The 21,606-nt window shown below is 60.7% G+C and carries 18 protein-coding genes; 7 read left to right on the top strand and 11 right to left on the bottom strand.

Translation table 11 applies throughout. The features are described from left to right. Window positions 1-9: 9 nt before the first annotated feature. Entirely contained in the window at window positions 10-1,299 is a 1,290-nt protein-coding gene (gene gltA, locus MIC97_RS03195) for a citrate synthase (RefSeq protein ID WP_183830250.1), read from the bottom strand. Between the two features lie 178 nt (window positions 1,300-1,477). Beyond that, complete coding sequence (gene gltX, locus MIC97_RS03190) at window positions 1,478-2,899, bottom strand: glutamate--tRNA ligase (protein WP_239798820.1); 1,422 nt, start codon at window positions 2,897-2,899, stop codon at window positions 1,478-1,480. A 335-nt stretch (window positions 2,900-3,234) separates the two neighbouring features. Between gltX and MIC97_RS03185 the strand changes: the two genes are divergently transcribed. Continuing rightward, on the top strand, window positions 3,235-5,520 hold the full coding sequence (locus tag MIC97_RS03185) for a ComEC/Rec2 family competence protein (RefSeq protein ID WP_239798819.1): 2,286 nt from the start codon (window positions 3,235-3,237) through the stop codon (window positions 5,518-5,520). A 336-nt stretch (window positions 5,521-5,856) separates the two neighbouring features. Here MIC97_RS03185 and lexA read toward each other — a convergent pair whose 3' ends face one another. The 6 genes from lexA to MIC97_RS03155 form a co-directional block, all read right to left on the bottom strand. Further along, complete coding sequence (lexA, locus tag MIC97_RS03180) at window positions 5,857-6,576, bottom strand: transcriptional repressor LexA (RefSeq protein ID WP_239798818.1); 720 nt, start codon at window positions 6,574-6,576, stop codon at window positions 5,857-5,859. Window positions 6,577-6,687: 111 nt separating this feature from the next. Beyond that, a complete protein-coding gene (glp, locus tag MIC97_RS03175; RefSeq protein ID WP_239798817.1) occupies window positions 6,688-7,896 on the bottom strand; it encodes a gephyrin-like molybdotransferase Glp in 1,209 nt (402 codons plus the stop codon). Window position 7,897: 1 nt separating this feature from the next. After that, the gene (gene moaC, locus MIC97_RS03170) at window positions 7,898-8,401 is read right to left on the bottom strand and encodes a cyclic pyranopterin monophosphate synthase MoaC (RefSeq protein WP_345773535.1); all 504 of its coding nucleotides are present in this window, start codon (window positions 8,399-8,401) and stop codon (window positions 7,898-7,900) included. Window positions 8,402-8,406: 5 nt separating this feature from the next. Further along, window positions 8,407-9,213, bottom strand: a complete 807-nt coding sequence (trpC, locus tag MIC97_RS03165) for an indole-3-glycerol phosphate synthase TrpC (RefSeq protein ID WP_239798816.1) — start codon at window positions 9,211-9,213, stop codon at window positions 8,407-8,409. 2 nt (window positions 9,214-9,215) lie between these two features. Further along, window positions 9,216-10,226 (bottom strand): anthranilate phosphoribosyltransferase, encoded by a 1,011-nt coding sequence (trpD, locus tag MIC97_RS03160; RefSeq protein ID WP_239798815.1) that lies wholly within the window; start codon window positions 10,224-10,226, stop codon window positions 9,216-9,218. After that, window positions 10,223-12,115, bottom strand: a complete 1,893-nt coding sequence (locus MIC97_RS03155; RefSeq protein ID WP_239798814.1) for a SurA N-terminal domain-containing protein — start codon at window positions 12,113-12,115, stop codon at window positions 10,223-10,225. The genes trpD and MIC97_RS03155 overlap by 4 nt, the downstream gene beginning before the upstream one ends. Window positions 12,116-12,239: 124 nt before the next feature. On the opposite strand from MIC97_RS03155, the gene tpiA reads away from it, so the two are divergent. Both tpiA and secG read left to right on the top strand, forming a co-directional pair. Continuing rightward, a complete protein-coding gene (tpiA, locus tag MIC97_RS03150) occupies window positions 12,240-13,004 on the top strand; it encodes a triose-phosphate isomerase (protein ID WP_239798813.1) in 765 nt (254 codons plus the stop codon). Window positions 13,005-13,161: 157 nt separating this feature from the next. Further along, on the top strand, window positions 13,162-13,623 hold the full coding sequence (gene secG, locus MIC97_RS03145; RefSeq protein ID WP_239798812.1) for a preprotein translocase subunit SecG: 462 nt from the start codon (window positions 13,162-13,164) through the stop codon (window positions 13,621-13,623). Here secG and MIC97_RS03140 read toward each other — a convergent pair. Then, window positions 13,620-13,907, bottom strand: a complete 288-nt coding sequence (locus tag MIC97_RS03140; RefSeq protein WP_183831620.1) for a hypothetical protein — start codon at window positions 13,905-13,907, stop codon at window positions 13,620-13,622. The two genes, secG and MIC97_RS03140, sit on opposite strands and share 4 nt — an antisense overlap. 96 nt (window positions 13,908-14,003) lie before the next feature. Between MIC97_RS03140 and MIC97_RS03135 the strand changes: the two genes are divergently transcribed. Together MIC97_RS03135 and MIC97_RS03130 are read left to right on the top strand one after the other, a co-directional pair. Beyond that, window positions 14,004-14,969 (top strand): L,D-transpeptidase, encoded by a 966-nt coding sequence (locus tag MIC97_RS03135; RefSeq protein ID WP_343060799.1) that lies wholly within the window; start codon window positions 14,004-14,006, stop codon window positions 14,967-14,969. A gap of 135 nt (window positions 14,970-15,104) precedes the next feature. Continuing rightward, the gene (locus MIC97_RS03130) at window positions 15,105-16,733 is read left to right on the top strand and encodes a CTP synthase (RefSeq protein ID WP_239798811.1); all 1,629 of its coding nucleotides are present in this window, start codon (window positions 15,105-15,107) and stop codon (window positions 16,731-16,733) included. A gap of 175 nt (window positions 16,734-16,908) precedes the next feature. Here MIC97_RS03130 and MIC97_RS03125 read toward each other — a convergent pair whose 3' ends face one another. Both MIC97_RS03125 and MIC97_RS03120 read right to left on the bottom strand, forming a co-directional pair. After that, the gene (locus MIC97_RS03125) at window positions 16,909-18,444 is read right to left on the bottom strand and encodes a DEAD/DEAH box helicase (protein WP_239798810.1); all 1,536 of its coding nucleotides are present in this window, start codon (window positions 18,442-18,444) and stop codon (window positions 16,909-16,911) included. A gap of 302 nt (window positions 18,445-18,746) precedes the next feature. Further along, window positions 18,747-19,586: an SDR family NAD(P)-dependent oxidoreductase gene (locus MIC97_RS03120; RefSeq protein ID WP_239798809.1), complete on the bottom strand. Its 840-nt coding sequence runs from the start codon at window positions 19,584-19,586 to the stop codon at window positions 18,747-18,749. 200 nt (window positions 19,587-19,786) lie between these two features. On the opposite strand from MIC97_RS03120, the gene MIC97_RS03115 reads away from it, so the two are divergent. Further along, window positions 19,787-20,821: a cysteine synthase A gene (locus MIC97_RS03115; RefSeq protein WP_239798808.1), complete on the top strand. Its 1,035-nt coding sequence runs from the start codon at window positions 19,787-19,789 to the stop codon at window positions 20,819-20,821. After that, the gene (locus tag MIC97_RS03110) at window positions 20,821-21,564 is read left to right on the top strand and encodes an alanyl-tRNA editing protein (RefSeq protein ID WP_239801012.1); all 744 of its coding nucleotides are present in this window, start codon (window positions 20,821-20,823) and stop codon (window positions 21,562-21,564) included. The genes MIC97_RS03115 and MIC97_RS03110 overlap by 1 nt, the downstream gene beginning before the upstream one ends. Window positions 21,565-21,606 lie beyond the last annotated feature (42 nt).

Raw genomic sequence — 21,606 nt, 5'->3', positions numbered from 1 at the left:
CGTATCCGGTCAGCGCTTGGCGATCGGAATGTAATCGCGCTCGGGCGAGCCGGTGTAGAGCTGGCGCGGACGGCCGATTTTCTGGCGCGGATCCTCGATCATTTCCTTCCACTGCGCAATCCAGCCCACGGTACGGGCGACGGCGAACAGAACGGTAAACATGGTGGTGGGGAAGCCCAGCGCCTTCAGGGTAATGCCCGAGTAGAAGTCGACGTTCGGGTAGAGCTTCTTCTCGATGAAGTACTCGTCGGTAAGAGCGATCTTTTCCAGCTCCATGGCGATGTCGAGCAGCGGATCGTCCTTGATGCCGAGCTCGCCCAGAACCTCATGCGCGGTCTGCTGCATGATCTTGGCGCGCGGATCGTAGTTCTTGTAGACGCGGTGACCGAAGCCCATGAGGCGGAACGGATCGTTCTTGTCCTTGGCGCGGTTCACGAATTCGGGAATGTTGTCGACATGGCCGATCTCGGCCAGCATGTTGAGGGCAGCTTCGTTGGCGCCGCCATGAGCCGGTCCCCACAGGCAGGCAATGCCGGCGGCGATACAGGCGAACGGGTTGGCGCCCGACGAACCGGCCAGACGCACGGTCGAGGTCGAAGCGTTCTGCTCATGATCGGCATGGAGGATGAAGATGCGCTCCATGGCGCGCGCCAGAACCGGATTGACCTTGTATTCCTCGCAAGGCACCGCAAAGCACATGTGCAGGAAGTTGGCGGCAAAGTTCAGGTCGTTCTTGGGATAAATGAACGGCTGGCCGATGTGATATTTGTACGCCATGGCCGCAATGGTCGGCATCTTGGCGATCAGACGCATCGAGGCGACCATGCGCTGATGCGGATCGGAGATGTCGGTGGAGTCGTGATAGAAGGCCGAAAGCGCACCGACGACACCGCACATGACCGCCATCGGGTGCGCATCGCGGCGGAAGCCTGAGAAGAATTTCGACATCTGCTCGTGCACCATGGTGTGGCGCGTGATGCGGTGATCGAAATCTTCTTTCTGGCTCTTGGTCGGCAGTTCACCATAGAGCAGGAGGTAGCAGACTTCGAGGAAATCGCCGTGCTCGGCGAGCTGGTCGATGGGATATCCGCGGTGCAGCAGAACGCCTGCGTCACCATCGATGTAAGTGATCTGCGATTCACAGCTTGCCGTCGAGGTGAAGCCGGGATCGTAAGTGAAGGCGCCGGTGGTCGAGTAGAGCGAGGCGATGTCCACGACGTCCGGTCCGATCGTGCCACTTCGGACTTGGAGTTCGTGAGTTTTGCCGCCAAGCTCCAGTTTCGCAGTTGATCCGGTCATCGCAAACTCCTTGTCAAGTCTCATGCCCAAGCGGCAAAAATCGTTGGTCGATGTTAAATCCGAAATACGGGAATGTTCAAAAGTGCAGCCTGTATAAGGTGCCGAACCGTTTCGGTTCGCGCGCTAATGTTGCACCGCAACACAGGCCTTTCAACGTCAATTTTCGTAGCCGTGTCCCTTAATCGATTTGATCCCCAATGCGTGCGAGGCTTTCTTCACGCCCAAGCACATCCAGCACATCGAACACGCCGGGGGACGTCGCCCGGCCGGTCAGCGCGGCGCGCAGCGGTTGTGCGATCTTGCCCAGTTTCAGCCCGGAACTCTCAGCGTAGTCACGGATCGCCGCTTCGGTCGTCTGAGCATTCCACTCGCTGATATCCTGAAAACTTGTCAGCACATCCTTCAGCACGGACCTTGCGGCGTCATCGAGTATGGTCGTCGCTTTTTCATCCAACTGGAGAGGCCGCCGGGCGGTCAGGTAATAGGTGTTGTCCGCAAGCTCGATCAGTGTCTTGGCGCGATCCTTGAGCCCCGGCATGGCGCGCAGCAGCCGTTCTCTGGCCGCATTATCAAAGCCCTCGGCAAGGGCTTCGCCATCCGGCAGATATGGGAGTGCGGACAGGAGAGCTTGGGTGAGTGCCGCGTCATCCATCGAACGCATGTGTATGCCGTTGAGCGCCTCCAGCTTGGCGAAGTCGAAGCGCGCTGCCCCCTTGTTGACATCGGTGATGTCGAACCATTCGATCATCTGGGCAATCGACATCACCTCGTCGTCGCCGTGGCTCCAGCCGAGGCGTGCAAGGTAGTTGAGCAGGGCCTCGGGCAGGTACCCCATTGCCCTGTAGGCTTCCACGCCGAGCGCACCGTGGCGCTTGGAAAGCTTCGCGCCATCGGCACCGTGAATGAGTGGGATATGCGCCATCTTCGGCACCTGCCAGCCCATGGCATCATAGATGATGGTCTGCCGTGCCGCGTTGGTGAGATGGTCATCGCCGCGGATGATGTGGGTGACGCCCATGTCGTGGTCGTCCACCACCACTGCATGCATGTAGGTTGGATTTCCATCCGAGCGCAGGATGATGAAGTCGTCGAGATCCTTGTTCTGGAAGCGCACATCGCCCTGAACGAGATCGCGCACGAGGGTTTCTCCCTCGGTGGGTGCCTTGATGCGGATTGCGCCGGGAACGCCAGCAGGCGCTTCGGAAGGATCACGATCGCGCCAGCGGCCATCATAGCGTGGCGGGCGCCCTTCGGCGCGTGCCTTTTCGCGCATTTCTTCCAGTTCCGCCGGCGTGGCGTAACAGTAGTAGGCCTTGCCCAGACGAACGAGCTCTTCCGCCACCTCGCGGTGCCGGCCGGCGCGCTCATACTGCGATACGGGATCGCCTTCCCATTTCAATCCAAGCCAGCTCAGGCCTTCGAGAATCGCAGCGGTAGCTGCATCTGTGGAGCGTTCCCGATCCGTATCCTCGATGCGCAGCAACATGGTGCCGCTGGTGTGGCGGGCATAAAGCCAGTTGAACAGCGCAGTGCGCGCACCGCCTATATGCAGGAAGCCCGTGGGCGAGGGGGCGAAGCGGGTGACGACCTTGTCAGACATTCAGTTCTCGCGAGGTGACGAAAGCCAGCTGCCGGACTTTCGCTGTTTGCGCGTTCATGTAGCATAGGAGGTGAGGGGTGCAAGGGGGAGGCTTGGTGACTTTGTCGTCGGCCGGCAGTCACGGCGCAAAGAATGCGCCTTTTGATGTCAGTGAGCGAAATCTTTTTGCTCTGCCGGAGGCAACGGCGTCGCCGGCACCGCAGGCGCCCGCCCTTCCGCAGGATACTTCTCCCGCACTTTCTTCAGAGCCTGCTCCACTGCCTTCACGGCGATCGCGATTCCTGCAGGCAGCACATGTCACGCTGCCGCTACGCAGATTCGGACGATCTGCTTCAATGGCGTTTGCGCTGGAAATGGAGCGTGGAGCCGGCTTTCTTCTCGTGCCGGTGTTCCTGTCCATTGGCGTCGTATTCTACTTTTCGATGTCTCATGAACCTCGATGGACTATGCTGCTTGGTCTGACCGGGGCTGTTGCGGTTTTGACATGGGCCGTGCGCAGACATCACAAAATTCATCTGTGTTGCCTGGCTCTTCTGTTTTGCGTTTCCGGCGTCAGCCTCTCCAAATTTCAGACATGGCGTCTGGATACGCGGGTGATTGGCTCCGACATCACCGTACGACTCACCGGAAGGGTCGTTGAAATTGAGGACATGGCGAGCGGGCGCAAGCGTCTGACGATCGATGTCGTCTCCACGGAGAGGCCGAAACTACGCTACCAGCCGGAACGGGTACGAATTTCCGCCCGCAACCTGCCGCCGGAGATAGCAGCGGGCTCGGATGTGACCGGTCTCGTCCGCCTGCTGCCGCCGAGCGGGCCGATTCGGCCGGACAGCTACGACACATCCTTTTCCAACTATTTTGGTGGCATTGGCGCGAGCGGCTTCTTTCTCTCCGGACCAAAGCTGTCCGAGCAGACTGTCGCGCCGCTGGCTACCCGCGTCAGTGCAGCGATCGAGCGGGGGCGGCAGGCGGTTGCCGGGCGCATCAGACACACCATCGGCGGGCCGGAAGGCGAAATCGCGGCAGCGCTGATCGTCGGGGTGCGGGCGGGCATTCCCGAAGAGATAAACGAGGCAATGCGCAAGACCGGCATCTATCACATCATCTCCATATCCGGCCTGCATATGGCGCTGGTGGCGGGTACGGTGATGGGATTGATGCGCGGATTGTTCGCCGCATTCCCGGATTTTTCCTCCCGTCATCCGGTCAGGAAATATGCAGCCCTTACCGCGCTTTTTGCGATTTTCTCCTACCTGCTGATATCCGGCATGGTGGTTGCTGCCGTGCGCTCGTTCATCATGCTAGCCGTGATGCTGGTGGCCGTGCTGTTCGACCGAAGCGCGCTGACCATGCGCAATCTCGCCATTTCGGCGATCATCGTCATCCTGGTCACGCCCCATGAGGTGGTGGGGCCGAGTTTCCAGATGTCGTTCGCGGCAACGGCGGCGCTGGTCGGCGCCTATGCGGCGTGGTCGGATTACAAGGCGCGCCGATCTGCTGCACGTGTTTACAGAAAGTCCGGCGTCGTTCGGTCACTGACCCGCGCTCTGGTCACCATGATGGTTGGCCTTGCCGCAACGTCCGTGGTTGCCGGTGTTGCCACGACCCTCTACGCGGCATGGCATTTTCAGCGCATTGCACCGCTCAGCCTGCTGGCCAATCTGGCGGTGATGCCCGTCGTCTCGATCATCGTCATGCCATTTGCCGTTTTTGCATCGCTCGCCATGCCTTTCGGGCTGGATGGCCCTCTCTTGCAGATCATGGGCAAGGGGCTGACAGCAGTGATTTTCCTTTCCGAAAGAATAGCGGATATGTCGCCAGTCGATGCGATCGGGCTGATTCCACCCGAGGCAGTGCTTCTGGCGACGATTGCGCTGGTGATTGCAACGATGACGACAACATGGCTGCGCCTTGTTGCACTGCCATTCGCCATTGGCAGTCTGCTGACGCTTGGCTCTGCCCGAACGCCTGACATTCTCATTTCAGAAGATGCCCGGCTGATTGCCGTCGCCATGGAAGGCGGGCAGGTTGCGGTCAACCGACCCCGCCCGAATGCCTTCACCATGGATAACTGGAGCCGGGCGATGGATGCAGAAACGGTATTGCCGCCAACCCGCGCAAAGCAGCCGGACGATGGTATTTTCCTGCATGATTTTATCGCTCCTGCGAGGCAGGAAAGCAAAGCCGCAGGGTTTGTATGCTCAGGGAAAACATGCGCGTTGCGCAGTCCCTCCGGTCTGCTTGTCGTGCAGGTTCAGGATGCGGGTATTGCCGCCAAAGCATGTGCCCATGCAACAGTCATCGTGATCGAGGACGCGATGATGCGTAACCCGTGCCGAAAATCTCAGGCAATTGTGGTGACCCGTCGGGAGCTGGCGAAAAAAGGAAGTGCCGAAGTCCATCTGGAAAAGATCGACACTGCTTCTGGTGTTCCAGCCGGAAATTCATCACCAATCATCGGAGAGCCGCAGGTGCGCTTCGCCATCGAAGGGGATTATCGGCCATGGCACACCCAGCGCCGATATTCGCGGGAAGCACGTGGCTTGCCGCCTTATGAGAGAAAAGTCGCCGCAGTACCTGCGGAAACGCCTGTTCTCTCCGCCCCGGACAAGATCGAATAAGCGATAAAGACAGGGCGTATCCGGAACGGTTTCCGCATCGTAAGGCAGGTCTGCTTCTGCGGGTTGATCAAATGCAGATCCAGTTACGCAGGAAAATCGACCATCGTGACAGATAGTTCGATAGGCCGCTCGCCTACGCAGCCAAAATCTGCTCACCGATCGTACAGGCCGTAAAGTGCCCTTCAGCTATCTTCGATCAACGTTTTGAGAGCGCTCAAACAGCGACCTCAATATTTCGATCATTTCCTCAGGATGTTGTTTTAAGATGCTGATAAACAATGTCCCTCAGAACGGATGGAAGGCAAAAAATCCGGTTCGCTCCGTTTCATTTCCGGATCAGTAACGGCGGATCAATCCGACCAGCCTGCCTTGTACCTTGACGCGGTCGGGTCCGAAAATCCGGGTTTCGTAAGCCGGATTGGCGGCTTCAAGCGCGATGGAGGCGCCTTTGCGACGGAACCGCTTCAGGGTTGCTTCTTCCTCGTCGACGAGTGCCACGACTATATCGCCCGGGGTGGCTGTATCGCCGTTGCGGATGATGACGGTATCGCCATCGAAAATGCCGGCTTCGATCATGGAGTCGCCCCGAACTTCGAGGGCATAATGCTCGCCGCCCGACAGCATTTCCGGCGGCACCGAAATGGAATGTGTCTTGTGCTGGATCGCATCGATCGGAACACCCGCAGCGATCCGCCCCATCACGGGGATGGAAACCGCCGAGGCGCTGTCATCCTCGTTGCTGGCGACCTGCGGCTTGCGAACATCCTTTGCCGGCTGCCCGAGGCTTCCCTGAATGACGCTGGGTGAAAATTTTCGCGCACTGTTCAGACCGGGGGCAATGGAATCTGGCAGGCGCAGCACTTCCAGCGCACGCGCACGATTGGGCAGGCGACGGATAAACCCACGTTCTTCCAGTGCGGTGATCAGGCGATGGATGCCCGACTTCGAGGCAAGGTCCAGCGCTTCCTTCATTTCGTCGAAAGAGGGCGGAATGCCACTCTCCTTCAACCGCTCATGGATAAAGAGAAGCAATTCATGTTGCTTGCGCGTCAGCATAGGTTCCCCCGGCAGCGGCGAATCCAGAATCGGAAAACAAACCCGGAACAAACACTATATGTTCCAGTTGTGTTCCGCAACCGCTTAAAATCAGAACGACCGGGGACAGCTTCAGCCGATCATCATCAACTGGCAGGGATCGCCGATTTCCGATGCCGGCTGGAATGGGGCGCGTATGACCAGTCCCCCTGATGCGGCCATGGTGCGCAGCATGGATGAATCCTGCACACCGAAGGGCGTGGCAATCAGCTGGCCGTCGCGTTCCTCAATGGCTGCACGGACAAAGTCCTGCCGATGGTCGTTGGCTGAAACCGGTGCCCCGAGCATCGCTGTCCTGATGTCCTGACGGAAAGGCCGGCCGCCAAGGCGTGCGAGCAGAGGTTTCAGGAAAAGCTGCGAGCAGACGAGGCTCGCCACGGGATTTCCGGGCAGGCCCAGACATCTGATGTTGTCCATTCTGCCGAACATCAGCGGCTTGCCGGGCCGCATGGCGATCCGCCAGAAGTCGAGCGTCATGCCCTCGCGCGTCAGAACCTTGTGAACGAGATCGTGATCGCCGACGGAGGCTCCGCCAGATGTGACGATGACGTTCGCACCGGCCGCAACAGCCTGTTTCACGAGCGCCGAGATTGCATCCTCGCGATCTGGCGCGATGCCGAGATCGATAACATCGGCGCCCACGGCGCGGGCCGCGGCTGCGATGCCATAGCTGTTGGATGAAATGATCTGACCCGGTCCCAGTTCGCTTCCCGGCAGGCGCAGTTCGTCGCCGGTGGCGATGATGGCGACCAGTGGCCGTCTGACGACCGTGAGGCGCGCGTGATTGGCCGAAGCGGCGAGCGAAAGCGCGCTGGCGCGCATCAGATGGCCTTTTTCGACGAGAAGGTCGCCAATCGTGAAATCCAGACCGGCGCGCCGCACATTGCGACCGGCAGCGGTCGGCTCGCGCAGGCGAATCACGTCATCTGCTGCCGGCCTGTCGACATTTTCCTGAATTACGACCGTATCGGTTCCGGCGGGCAGGGGCGCGCCGGTGAAGATGCGCACGCACTGACCTGCTTCGACAGAGCCTGAAAACATGCTGCCGGCGGCCACTTCGCCGATGACAGCCAGCTCACTGCCCGTGATGTGCGCGTCGGCGCCCCGCATGGCATAGCCATCCATTGCCGAGGCGTTGAAGGGAGGCTGCGTGCGCAGCGCCACAATCGACTCGGAAAGCACGCGATCATACGCATCGTTCAGGGGCACGCTTTCGCCACCGAGGGGCCCGACATCCTCCAGAAGGCGTTGCAGCGCCGTTTCCATCGGGACCAGCGCCATGTCAGGCCTCTGCCTTGTAGTCGCCTGATTTTCCTCCGGTCTTGGAGGTAAGCCTGATGTCGGAAATGATCATCGCGCGATCCACGGCCTTGGCCATGTCGTAGATGGTAAGGCAGGCGACAGACGCGGCCGTCAGCGCCTCCATTTCAACGCCGGTCTTGCCGGTGACACACGCCAGCGCCTGAACCCTGAGGCCCGGCAGATCGTGATCCGGCTCAATATCGACGCTCACCTTGGTGAGCAGCAGCGGGTGGCAAAGCGGGATTAACTCGTGCGCCTTCTTGGCGGCCATGATGCCGGCTATGCGCGCTGTCGACAGGACGTCGCCCTTCCTGGCGTTGCCTGCGAGGATCATGGCCAGCGTCTCGGCCTGCATGCGAACGCTGCCCTCGGCGATAGCCTCCCGTACGGTCTCGGCCTTGCCGCCAACGTCGACCATATGCGCTTCTCCGGAAGCGCCGATATGCGTCAGGCCGGTTCCGGCCGGGGAGGGGCGTTCGCTCACGGCAGCTATGCCTCGCCTGATTCGAGCCCAAGAAGAATGCGCGTGGCACTGGTAACGTCATCCTGACGCATCAGGCTTTCGCCAACGAGGAAAGTGCCGATGCCGCTCCGGGCCAGCCGCTTGCAGTCCTCATTGGTGAAGATGCCGCTCTCGCCGACGAGCAGCCTGTCGGCCGGAATCATCGGGGCAAGACGTTCGCTCGTCTCCAGCGAGGTTTCGAAGGTGCGCAGATTGCGGTTGTTGATGCCGATGAGGCGCGAGGAAAGGCGAAGCGCACGCACCGTTTCTTCCTCATCATGCACCTCGATCAGTGCGTCCATGCCGAGCGAAAAGGCGGTGTCTTCGAGCGCCTGAGCGGTGGCATCATCGACGCTTGCCATGATGATGAGGATCGCATCCGCCCCCCATGCGCGCGCCTCATGCACCTGATAGGTGTCGAACAGAAAATCCTTTCGCAGCGCGGGAAGGCTGACAGCCTCACGCGCGCGGGTCAGATATTCCGGGGCGCCCTGAAATGACGGTCCATCCGTCAGCACCGAAAGGCAGGCGGCGCCGCCGGCCTCATAGTCCCGGGCAAGGGCAGGCGGATCGAAATCGGCCCGGATAAGGCCTTTTGACGGGCTGGCTTTCTTGATCTCGGCAATGAGCGCGAAGCGGCCGTCGCGATTGCGTGTTTCAAGTGCTGACAGAAAGTCGCGCGGCTTTTCCTGATCTGCTGCCCGGGCTTTCAGCTCGGAAAGGGACGTGCGCGCCTTTGCTGCGGCGATCTCGTCACGCTTGTAGGCTTCAATCTTACGCAGAATGTCTGACATGGCTAAGCGTTGGAAACCTCGATCAACTTGTTCAGAACTCTGGTCGCATTCCCATTGTCGATCGCTTCGCGAGCTTTGACGATGCCGTCTTCAAGTGTCCTGACCTGGTCGGCAACGACCAGTCCGGCACCAGCATTCATCAGCACCGTATCACGATATGCGCCGGGAGTTCCCGAAAGAACGCCGCGCAATGCGGCCGCGTTGAATTCCGAATCTCCCCCGCGCAACGCTTCCTTGGAATGGCGTTGCAGCGCAAAGGCTTCAGGGGTGAGAGTGAAACTGCGGATTTCACCGTTCACGAGTTCGGTAACATGGGTTTCGCCGGTTACGGTGATCTCGTCATAGCCATCGCCATGAACGACCCACACATGTCTGGAACCGAGCGCCTTGAGGGCTTCGGCCACCGGCAGCACCCATTCGGGCGCGAACACGCCCACGAGCTGCCGCCCGACCCCTGCAGGATTGGTGAGAGGCCCGAGCAGATTGAAGATTGTACGTGTGCCAAGCTCCACCCGGATCGGCCCGACATGCTTCATCGCCGGGTGATGCGATGGCGCGAACATGAAGCCAATACCGGCTTCCTCGATACACCGCGCTATGGCTTCCGGTGCGAGCTCGATGTTGACACCCAGCCGCGTCAGCACGTCGGCGGTGCCCGTCAGCGAGGACAGGCCGCGATTGCCGTGCTTGGCCACCGGCACGCCGCAGGCGGCAATGACGAAGGCGGAGGCGGTCGAGATGTTTACGCTGTGCGAGCCGTCGCCGCCTGTGCCGACGATGTCGATCGCTTCCACCGGGGCCGAGACGGGCAGCATCTTGCTGCGCATCGTCGCGACGGCACCGGAAATCTCGCTGACGGTCTCACCGCGAACACGCAGCGCCATCAGGAAGCCGCCGATCTGGCCCGGAGTGGCGTCACCCGACATGATGATATCGAAGGCATCGCACGCTTCATCGAAGCTCAGTGCGTCGCCGGTTGCCACCTTGCCGATGAAGGGTTTCAGCGCGCTCATCTGGCCAGTGCCTGCGAGATGGCCACCTGATCGATCTCCACCGAATACTGGCTCTGCAATTGGGCAACCAGCTGATCGAGGAGATCGCCGGAGAGGCCCGCGGCGAAGGAGTTCTTCACGTCATCCGGAACGGTCTGCGCGTCGGCGGCGGCCGGTTCCACCACCTGAGTGACCTTGAACAGGATTTGTGCACCGCCGGTCGGTGCCGGAATGACGCCGGACTGGCCCTCGCCGACATCGAACATGTCGGCTGCTCCCTCGCGGCCGAAGTCGGCATCGTCAGCGGAGCGTTTCAGGCCGCGCTTGGTCTGCTTTTCGAGCGAAAGCTCGGAAGCCACCACATCCAGCTCGGCCCCTTCCGCAACACGCTTCTTCAGCTCCTCGGCTTTGGCCAGAAGTCTCTTTTCGGTTTCAAGCGCCGTCCAGTCGGCAACAACGCGGTCCTTCACCTCATCCAGTTCGCGATCACGGGCGGGGGTGACGGAGTTGAGTTCATAGAACAGATAGCCGCCATTCGCCGTTTGCAGGGCCTCGTTCTCGGCGCCCGGTTCGGATTCGAAAACCGCGCGGATGAGGTTGGCCGATTCCGGCAGGTCGCGAATGACGTTCTCGTCAGGCGCGCGGCCCGAACGATCGATCGCCTCGACCGTGACAACCTTGAGGCGCTGTTTGGCAGCGGCCTCTTCCATGGTCTCGCCGCCGGCGCGGGCATCCTCATAAGCGTCGTGAACTTCGAGCAGCAGGCGGCTGGCTTCGCTGAGGGCGAGGTCCTTGCGTATCTGATCCTGAACCTCGGAGAGAGGCTTGGCCACCTCGGGATTTATCTCGGTCACACGCAAAAGCACCGGGCCAAAAGTACCCTTTACCACATGGCTGACTTCATTCAGCCCCAGCGCGAAAGCTGCTTCCGCCACGGCCTGATCTGCAATCTTGTCCTTTGCCAGCGTTCCGAGCTGAACATCGGATTCGGTCTTGCCCTGCGCGGCATAGACCCTGTCGAAAGTTCCGCCGTTGTTGATGGAGTCGCGAGCCGTCTGCGCATCCTGCTCGGATGAGAAAACGATCTGCTCGATCTTGCGGGTGGCAGGCGTGGTGAACAGCGACTTGTTCTTCTCGTAATCTTCGCTCACCTGCTGGTCGCTGATCGCGGCAGGATCGGAAATATCTTCGGGTTCGAGCCGGACATAGGAGAATTTACGATATTCGGGCGCGGCATATTTCTGCTTGTTCGCATCGAAATAGGTGGAAAGCTCGGTGTCGGACGGGGCTTCAACCGGCTCTACCAATGATTTCGGCAGCACCAGGTAATCGACCGTACGGTCCTCACCCTGATAGAGAGCGAATGCCCTGAGGAACGTATCTGGCACCTTGAGGCCATCCGAAACGGCTTCGATGATCTGCTGGCGCCGGGCGACCTGCGCCCTGTTGTTCAGATAATCTTCCGGCCGCATGCCGACCTGACGCAGCACATAGTCGAACATCTGCCTGTCGAACTGTCCGTTTGCCCCGCGGAAAGCCGGATCTTCATGGGTGAGGGCGGCGAGGCGGTCCTGCGAGATGCCGAGACCCATCTTGCGGGCCTGTTCGTCGAGCAGCGCTCCGGAAACGAGCTGTGCGATCACCTGACGGTCCAGCCCGAGGGCGTTGACCTGCTCCTGCGTGAGACGCTGGCCGAACTGCTGGGAGAGCGAATTGATCTGCCTGTCATAGGACAGACGATATTCGTTGACCGAGACCGACGTGCCGCCAACGCGCACGACGGATTCGTGGCCGCCGATCACGCCTGCAACCTGACCCGAAATCCCCCAGACAGCGAAGCTCAGCACCAGCATGAGGAGCAAAGTTTTGGCGACCCAGGTTCCCGAGGCTTTTCTCAGACTATCGAGCATGTTCAATTCCGGTTTCAGATGTAGCCAAGGGCAATAGCCTCCTTGTGCGCCAGTGTCGATTGCTTTGTAGCCTGATTTTGATACTGAAGGCGCCCATATGGAAGCTTTCAGGGACAGAAAAGACATGACGCCAGGAATTCGGCCGCTTGTTGCGGGCAACTGGAAGATGAACGGCACCAGCGCTTCGCTCGATGAGCTCAGAATGATCGGCGACGGCTTCATGCGGGGCCTTGATGCCCAGACCGAGGCGCTGGTCTGCGTACCGGCTACGCTTCTGGCAAGGGCTGCTGAAGTCCTGTCCCGCACGCCGGTTCGCGCCGGCGGCGAAGATTGCCACGCCAACAGCAGCGGCGCGCATACGGGCGACATCTCGGCCGAGATGCTGAAGGATGCAGGCGCAAGCCACGTCATCGTCGGCCATTCGGAGCGGCGCACCGACCATGGCGAGAGTGATGCCACGGTTCACGCCAAGGCCGAAGCCGCGTGGCGGGCCGGGCTCATCGCCATCATCTGCATCGGCGAGACGAACGATCAGCGCCAGGCCGGCGACACGCTCGACGTGCTGTCGCGCCAGATCGAGGGTTCGGTGCCTGAAAGCGCCAGCGCCGCCAACACCATTATTGCATATGAGCCCGTCTGGGCTATCGGAACCGGCCTGACGCCAACCGCCGATGATGTGGCGAAGGCCCATGCCCACATCCGGGGCCGGCTTGTGGAAAGGCTGGGCGAGGCTGCGAAGTCGATGCGCATTCTCTATGGCGGGTCGGTCAAGCCATCCAACGCCGTCGAACTGCTCGGCGTTGCCAATGTAGATGGTGCTCTCGTTGGTGGCGCGAGCCTGAAGGCGGCCGATTTCCTCGGCATAGCCGAAGCATACGAGCATCTGTGATAGAGAAAAGGCTGGCGCACGGCTTCGTGCGCCCCTACATGGTGGCTTCGAAGGCTAATTCCGGGCCCGGACTTGGAAATGCCATCAAAGCATTGTATTGAGCCGCGTCCTCAGGAGCGCTCGCGCAAGCGGGCGCAGGCATTGCCAGGGTAGACCTATGGAAACCGTACTTATCGTCGTCCACCTCATGATCGTGCTCGCCCTTGTCGGCGTGGTACTGGTTCAGCGTTCCGAAGGTGGAGGGCTTGGTATCGGCGGCGGTTCCGGTTTCATGACGGCGCGCGGCGCTGCCAACGCCCTGACGCGCACCACGGCAATTCTCGCCGCCGCGTTTTTCGTCACCTCGCTCGGGCTCTCCATCATTGCCCGTTATGGCGCAAAGCCGACCGATATTCTCGATCGGGTTCCTGCTGCGACCCAGCAGCAGAATGCTCCTGTACAGCAGGGCGTTCTCGATCAGCTTCCGGGTCAGGTTGCGCCGCAGGCGCCCGCAGCGGCCCCGGCCGCTCCTGATGTCCCTGCACCCGTTGCACCTACTGCTTCCGAACCTGCTGCTGCGGTTCCGGCGCCTGCTGAAGGCGCTTCGCAGTCTGCGGAACCGCAGGTTCCCAACAATTAAGCCTGTTTCAGTGGCCGGGAGCGGCCACTGCCGGCTACTGTTGTTGTTTGAACACAGTTGTCGCAAATGAATTTTATCACGATGATTTGCCGGGCAAGATGCAAAGCCCCGCTTGAGGTGCGCCCGGCCAATCGATTATAGATCAGCAGATGGTTGCCCGTGCGGGTATTGCGGGCAAAGCCACGGGCAACAGCAGTTTTTCTGATCGGATTTTCGCCATGCAGCTTCGCAGCTTCATTTTGATGAGCCTGTGCGCCTCCCTGTATGCGGGTGCGCCAGTTCATGCAGCCCCCATTGCAGCGGGCGCTGGCCCTAAAACCCCTGCCGCTACCGACGTGGTTGAAGTGGCCGCCAAAAGCGCCGCTTCCGAGCTCAGGACCTTGAAGCGCAAGAAAAAGCCGACCGACGAAGATCTTGCCAGAATCCAGGAACTGGAGAAGCAGGTCAAAATCGAGCAGGCTGAGGCTCGCGCACGGGCTATCGAGGCCAAGAAGCTGGCCATGCGTGAAGCCGCCAAGGCAAAGTCGGAGGCCGAACGCAAGGCATTTCAGGAAAAGCGCGAGCAGAGCAGGGCGGCGCGAGCAGAGCGGGCACCCGCGCCTGCGCGTCAGGCTCCTGTGAAGCCACAGGTCGTCGCAGCCCCTGCCGTGATCGAAGAAGTCCAGCAGCCGCTGTCCGCCGATGCGATGGCCATTGCACGCACCGGCAACAATGGCGAACTCAGAAGTGAAGCACGCGACGTTCCCCAGCAGCGCAGCGGCGGTCTGTTTGGCGGGCTCTTCAACGCCAGCGCATCGGCCGGCGCCGTTGCCTATCTTCCCGAGACGCGGGCTCTCGACTCCGTTTTGCAGGAACGTCAGGCAAAGAAGAAGTTCAATGTGAAGCCGGAATTCGAGCCACAGCAGGTGAACTTCACCGGCTATGAGCCGGGCACCATCGTCATCGACACCAATGCGCATCGTCTCTACCTGGTCGAGACGCCCTTCACCGCGCGTCGCTATGCGATTGCGGTTGGCCGCGACGGCCTTCAGTACAAGGGCACCACGGTCGTCGGCGACAAGCAGGAGTGGCCGCGTTGGATTCCCACCAAGGACATGCAGCAGCGTGAGCCCGCCAAGTATGGCCGTTACAAGGACGGTATGCCGGGCGGCCCGGACAATCCTCTGGGCGCGCGCGCCATCTACCTCTATGAGGGCAAGAAGGACACCTATCTGCGCATCCATGGCACCAATCAGCCGCAGACAATCGGCACCAATTCGTCGAATGGCTGCTTCCGCATGATCAACGACCATGTGATGGACCTCTACAGGCGCGTGAAGACCGGCACGAAAGTCGTCGTTCTCTGACAGTTCGCGTCAGCTTTGAAAGGGGCCGGCCGGAGCCGGCCCCTTTTGCTTGAAACACTTAAGCCCGGGAAAACCTTATGCGGCAGGGTTTTTCCACTGGCGGAATCGGTTCGGCCGCGCTAAGCGATGGTTCCCATGGCGCGATATGTTTTTATTACTGGCGGCGTGGTTTCCTCGCTTGGCAAAGGTATAGCTTCTGCGGCTCTTGGAGCCCTGTTGCAGGCGCGCGGCTATCGTGCGCGCCTCAAGAAACTCGATCCCTACCTCAACGTCGATCCGGGCACGATGAGCCCCTATCAGCACGGCGAGGTTTTTGTGACCGATGACGGTGCCGAGACCGATCTGGATCTTGGCCACTATGAGCGTTTCACCGGCAGGTCCGCCAACAAGCAGGACAACATCACCACCGGGCGCATCTACCAGAACATTATCGAGAAGGAACGTCGCGGCGACTATCTGGGTGCGACCGTGCAGGTCATTCCCCACGTCACCGACGAGATCAAGAATTTCATTCTCGATGGCAATGAAGATTATGATTTCGTGCTCTGCGAAATCGGCGGCACTGCCGGTGACATCGAGGCAATGCCTTTCCTCGAAGCGATCCGCCAGCTCGGCAACGATCTGCCGCGCGGGCAGGCGGTGTATGTCCACCTGACCCTGATGCCGTGGATTCCGGCGGCGGGCGAACTGAAGACCAAGCCCACCCAGCATTCGGTGAAGGAGCTGCGCGCCATCGGCATCGCGCCCGACATTCTGCTCGTGCGCGCCGACCGCCAGATCCCGAAGGAAGAGCGGCGCAAGCTCTCACTGTTCTGCAATGTGCGCGAATCGGCCGTCATCCAGGCGCTGGACGTGCGCCACATCTACGATGTGCCCATGGCCTATCATAAGGAGGGGCTGGATTCGGAAGTTCTGGCTGCCTTCGGCATCGATCCTGCGCCGAAGCCGCGCATGGAGCGCTGGGAGGCAGTGGCGCGGCGTATCCACAACCCTGAAGGCGAAGTCACGATTGCTGTCGTTGGAAAGTACACCGGTCTGAAGGACGCCTATAAGTCTCTGATCGAGGCGCTTTCGCATGGCGGTCTCGCCAACCGGGTGCGCGTGAAGCTGGAATGGATCGAGTCGGAAGTATTCGAGAAGGAAGACCCGGCGCCCTATCTCGAAAAGGTGCATGGCATTCTGGTGCCCGGCGGATTTGGCGAGCGCGGCTCCGAAGGCAAGATTCTTGCTGCCCGTTTCGCCCGCGAGCGCAAGGTTCCGTATTTCGGCATCTGCTTCGGCATGCAGATGGCCTGCATCGAAGCTGCGCGGTCTCTGGCCGGCGTCGAAAAGGCTTCGTCTACCGAGTTCGGGCCTACAAGCGAGCCGGTTGTCGGCCTGATGACCGAATGGCTAAAGGGCAACATGCTCGAAAAGCGTAAGGCAAGTGGCGATCTCGGCGGCACCATGCGCCTCGGCGCTTTCGATGCGACGCTGACGGAAGGTTCGAAAATCGCGTCGATCTACGGCACCACGAAGATTTCGGAGCGCCATCGCCATCGTTACGAGGTGAACATCGAGTACAAGGAGCGCCTCGAAGAGTGCGGGCTGCAGTTCGCCGGCATGTCGCCGGATGGCGTTCTGCCGGAGACGGTGGAATACCCCGATCATCCCTGGTTCATCGGCGTGCAGTACCATCCAGAGCTGAAGAGCCGCCCGCTCGAACCGCATCCGCTGTTCGCGAGCTTCATCGAAGCGGCCGTGGAGCAATCGCGTCTCGTCTGACGCGTGCTCTGACGCATGTCGCCCGAAAGCGCGAACCGGTTTCGGGATAACGACATGCGTGAAAACGGAGGCTTAAAGCGTCAGCGAATCTGAAGGATCGCGACACGCTTTAAAGACAGGCAACAAAAAAAATGGCGGGGACATTCCCCGCCATTTTTTGTTCATCGGTTTCGCATCAGGCAGCGCTTGCTGTCTGCTTGCGAGGCCTGCGCCGGAACTTGCGCGGCTTCGCGCCATCGGGCGCACGCTCGCTGGAAGGGCGGGGGGCATTGGCCTTTTCGGGCCAATGCCGGTTGGTGTTGCCGCCGCGCTTTGCGGCATTGGCTGGTCTTGCCTGCCCCTCAGCCGCTCCTGCCTGCCTGCCGTTGCGTCCATTGGCGTTGCCGGCGGAAGCGTCAGCACCGGCCTCGCCACCACGTCTCGGGCCACGATTGCCATTGGCGTTGCGCTGGCCACCGGAAGGACGGCGATTGCCATCACGCCGCTGCGGACGAGTGTCCTCGCTGTCCGGTCTGGCATCGCTTCCCTGCGGACCCGCCTTGGACTGCGGATCGGGCTCATCGAGGTGATCGGCAAGCACCGGCAGTTGCATGCGGATGATCCGCTCGACCTGCCTCAGCTTGGCGTTTTCAGACGGGTCGACCATGGTGATGGCGACGCCGTCCTGTCCGTTGCGGCCGGTGCGGCCGATACGGTGGACATAGCTCTCCGCCTCGTCGGGCAGGTCGAAATTCACCACATGGCTGATGCCGGGAACGTCGATGCCGCGCGCGGCGATGTCGGTCGCCACCAGAATGCGAACGGAGCCGTCACGAAATCCGTTCAGGGCCTTCTGGCGCGCGTTCTGGCTCTTGTTGCCGTGAATGACGCCAGCCTCGAAGCCGTCACGCTCCAGATCGCGGGTCACGCGATCGGCGCCATGCTTGGTGCGCGCGAAAATGATGACGGAACGCATCGCTTCATCGGCCAGCATCCTGGAGAGGACCTGCCGCTTCTGCTTCGTGCGGGCAAAGATAACGCCCTGCCTGATCTCGGAAGCGGTGGTGCCCTGAGGAGCAACCTCGACGCGGACGGGATCGTGCAGAAGGCCCTTTGCAAGCTCGGCGATCTCGTTCGGCATGGTTGCCGAGAACAGTGCCGTCTGCCTTGCGGGGTGCGTGGCCTTGGCGATGCGGCGAACATCGTTGATGAAGCCCATGTCGAGCATGCGGTCTGCTTCGTCGAGGACGAGCCAGGTCGTGTCGGAAAGGATGAGGTCCTTCTCACGTACGAGATCCGTTAGTCGGCCGGGCGTTGCGATCAGGAAATCGACGCCGGGGGCGATACGCTTGACCTGGCTGTGACGCGACACGCCCCCGAGCACAAGCGCGGTCGAAATATGCGCGCCCTTGGCGAGCACCTTCACGGTGTCTTCGATCTGCACGGCCAGTTCGCGGGTCGGTGCAAGGATGAGCGCACGCGCTGTCTTCGGCCGGCGCTTAGTGCCCAGAGCGATGATCTTCGACAGGATCGGCAGCGCAAAGGCAGCCGTCTTGCCGGAGCCCGTCTGGGCAATGCCCAGAATGTCGCGGCCTTCGAGCTGGGCCGGGATGGCCTGTTCCTGAATGGGCTTCGGTTCTGTGAAGCCGGCCGCATGCGTGGCTTTCAGGAGCTGCCCGGAAATTCCCAGAGCGGCGAAGCCGGTCGGCTCCGCAATGGTTTCATTGGTCAAAATTCGTCTTCTTTCAGGCGACATGCAGCCGCCAAAACGTACGGCGGAGCGCAATCCACCTGACATAAACATCGGAAACGACAAGGCGGCGGATGGTGTCCGCTCGGCTGCGCTGTCGCGCCCACACGTTTCTGCGTATGGGGCTTTTCATCACCGCGCCGGCAGGCGCAAGGTGTGAAACAGACGCAACCAGTCTCATTCTTCGAGAAAGCCGGATCAACCGGCCCAAGCGCCTATGAGCCGCATATGGAGGAGCGGGGCCAAAATTGCAAGGAGATTATGTTGCGGCGCAAAAACGATGCCTACGCATCATTGCTCCTGCGGGACCCAGCCCGCCCAAAACTCAGCGGCCGCGAAGACCAGCGCGTGAGCCTGTTGATCACCCAATGGCGAACCGGTTGCGGCAGCATACTCGTCAGCTTGAGGCCCCAGACCAGACGCTTCGGGAAGGCGATTTCAAACCCACCGCGGGCGATGCCCCGCAACATGCGGCTTGCCGCATCCTCAGGGCTCATCAGCGCCGGAACCATGGAAGCCGTCTGTTGCAACTGAAGCAATGGCGTGTTTACAAAACCGGGGTTGGCGACCTGAATGCGGATGTTGATCTTGTCGAAATCATATTTCAGAGATTGGGCCATCACGTTGATGGCCGCCTTGCTGGCGCCATAAGCAGCCGTGGTCGGCCAGCCGAACCAGGCACTGATCGATCCGAGCAGCACGATATGGCCGAAACCGCGCTTTTGCATTCGGCGAGCTACCGGCACGAGCCCGTTAATGACGCCCTGAAGATTGAGATCGAAGGTCCGCCTGAATTTGCGCACCGAAAGGTTTTCGCCGGCCACCGGCACATAAGTGCCGGCATTGAAAATGGCGAGCACCACCGGACCGGCTGCGCTTTCGATGGCGGCCAGCGTGCTTTCAAGGCGCGCCTCATCGGTAACGTCGCACGGATAGGACAGAATCCGGCCGGAAAGAGGAGCCGATTCAGCTATCAGCGCCTCGATTTCATCGCCTTCGCGTGCGGTAACCGCCACCGTGTAACCGGCTGCGGCCAGCATTTTCGCAAGTGCCCTGCCTATTCCGGAACTGCCGCCTGTGATCCAGACGACGCCGTCTTGGGGGTTGGCCCTGTAGAGTCCCATTCGTCACCATATCTGCATTGCAAAATGGTCTAGCCATCTGCGCCAGTTTAGGAAAGAGGGGATGTGGGAAGAGAACAAGGTTACAGCTTTCGTGCTGGAATAATGTCCTAAAAAACTGGATTCATGAGAAAAACTGATCCTTGTAAGGAGCCGGATACACTTCTAGTTTCGGACAAATTCACCAGATCGAAGGAATTTCCATGCACCGCTCGGTGATCGACGCTATCGGCAACACTCCCCTGATCAGGTTGCGGCGAGCTTCCGAGGAGACGGGGTGCGAGATTCTCGGCAAGGCCGAATTCATGAATCCCGGCCAGTCCGTGAAGGACAGGGCAGGGCTTTTCATCATACGCGATGCGGAACGGCGCGGCTTGCTGCGGCCGGGCGGCGTCATCGTGGAGGGAACCGCCGGCAATACCGGCATCGGCCTCACGCTTGTAGCCAGGGCGCTCGGCTACCGAACGGTGATCGTCATTCCCGATACGCAGAGCCAGGAAAAGAAGGACGCGATCCGCCTGCTTGGCGCGGAACTGATCGAAGTTCCGGCCGTGCCCTACCGGAACCCGAACAACTATGTGAAGCTGTCCGGGCGTCTGGCCGCGCAACTGGCGGCGACTGAGCCGAACGGCGCTATCTGGGCCAACCAGTTCGACAATGTGGCCAATCGGGACGGCCATATCGAAACAACAGCAAGGGAAATCTGGGAGCAGACCGGCGGAAAGATTGACGGGTTCGTCTCGGCGGTGGGATCCGGCGGCACGCTCGCCGGGGTTTCGGCCGGCCTGCGCAGTAAAAGCAACGGCATAAAGGTGGCGCTCGCCGATCCGCTTGGTGCAGCCCTTTACAGCTATTACACCACCGGCGAATTCGTTGCCGAAGGCTCTTCGATCACCGAGGGCATCGGTCAGGGACGCATCACCGCCAATCTGGACGGTTTCGCGCCTGATTTCTCCTACCAGATCCCGGATGAGGAGGCCTTGCCGATCATCTTCGACCTGATTCAGGAGGAGGGGCTTTGTGTCGGGGGCTCAACCGGCATCAACATCGCGGGCGCCATCCGCCTCGCAAAGGAACTGGGACCGGGCCATACCATCGTGACCATTCTGTGCGATTACGGTACACGCTATCAGTCGAAACTCTTCAATCCTGAATTCCTGCGGGCGAAGGACTTGCCTGTTCCGGGCTGGATGGAGAAGAAGGTCGGGATCGACGTGCCGTACGAACAGGTGGAATGATGGAACCCAGCACACACGCCCTCTTTCGCGATGATCCCTATCTGAAGGAGGCGGCGGCAAGTGTGCTGGCGATCAACGATCGTGGCGGCATCATCCTCGACCGCACCATTTTCTACGCGACGTCCGGCGGGCAGCCGGGCGATACGGGATATTTCGAACGCGCCGACGGAAGCCGTGTCGAGATCGCGGCGACCGTCACCGGCCAGACCAAGGACGAGATCATCCATGTTCCCGCACCGGGCCAGCCGGCCCTTGCTCCTGGTGAATCGCTCAGGATTTCCATCGACTGGCCCCGTCGCTATCTGCTGATGCGCATGCACACGGCCTGCCATCTGCTCACTGTCGTGTGTCCCTATCCGATCACCGGCGCGGCCGTGTCTCCCGATGATTCGCGGGTGGATTTCGACATTCCGGATGCAAGCCTCGGCAAGGAGGAGGCGACCCAAAAGCTCATGGAGCTGGTCCGGGCCGATCATCCGGTTTTCATACGACAGATCAGCGACGCTGACCTTGCCGCCAATCCGGGACTGGTCAAATCCAAGAATGTGCGTCCGCCGCAGGGCACGGGCAGCATTCGGCTTGTCTGCATCGGCGACGAAGGCCTGATCGACAGCCAGCCCTGCGGCGGCACGCATGTCGCCCGCACCTCTGAAGTCGGCGAGATACATATCGGCAAGATCGAGAAAAAAGGCAGGGAGAACCGGCGCTTTCGCCTTCGGTTCGGTCCCCTGCCGGTAGGCTGACGTTTAAAGTGTGTCGCAATCTTTCAGATTCGCTCCTCGCGC

The sequence above is a fragment of the Aquamicrobium sp. NLF2-7 genome (assembly GCF_022359935.1).
GTDB lineage: Bacteria > Pseudomonadota > Alphaproteobacteria > Rhizobiales > Rhizobiaceae > Mesorhizobium > Mesorhizobium lusatiense.
Note: the sequence above shows the minus strand (reverse complement) of the source record. Positions and strands in the feature narration are given on the sequence as shown.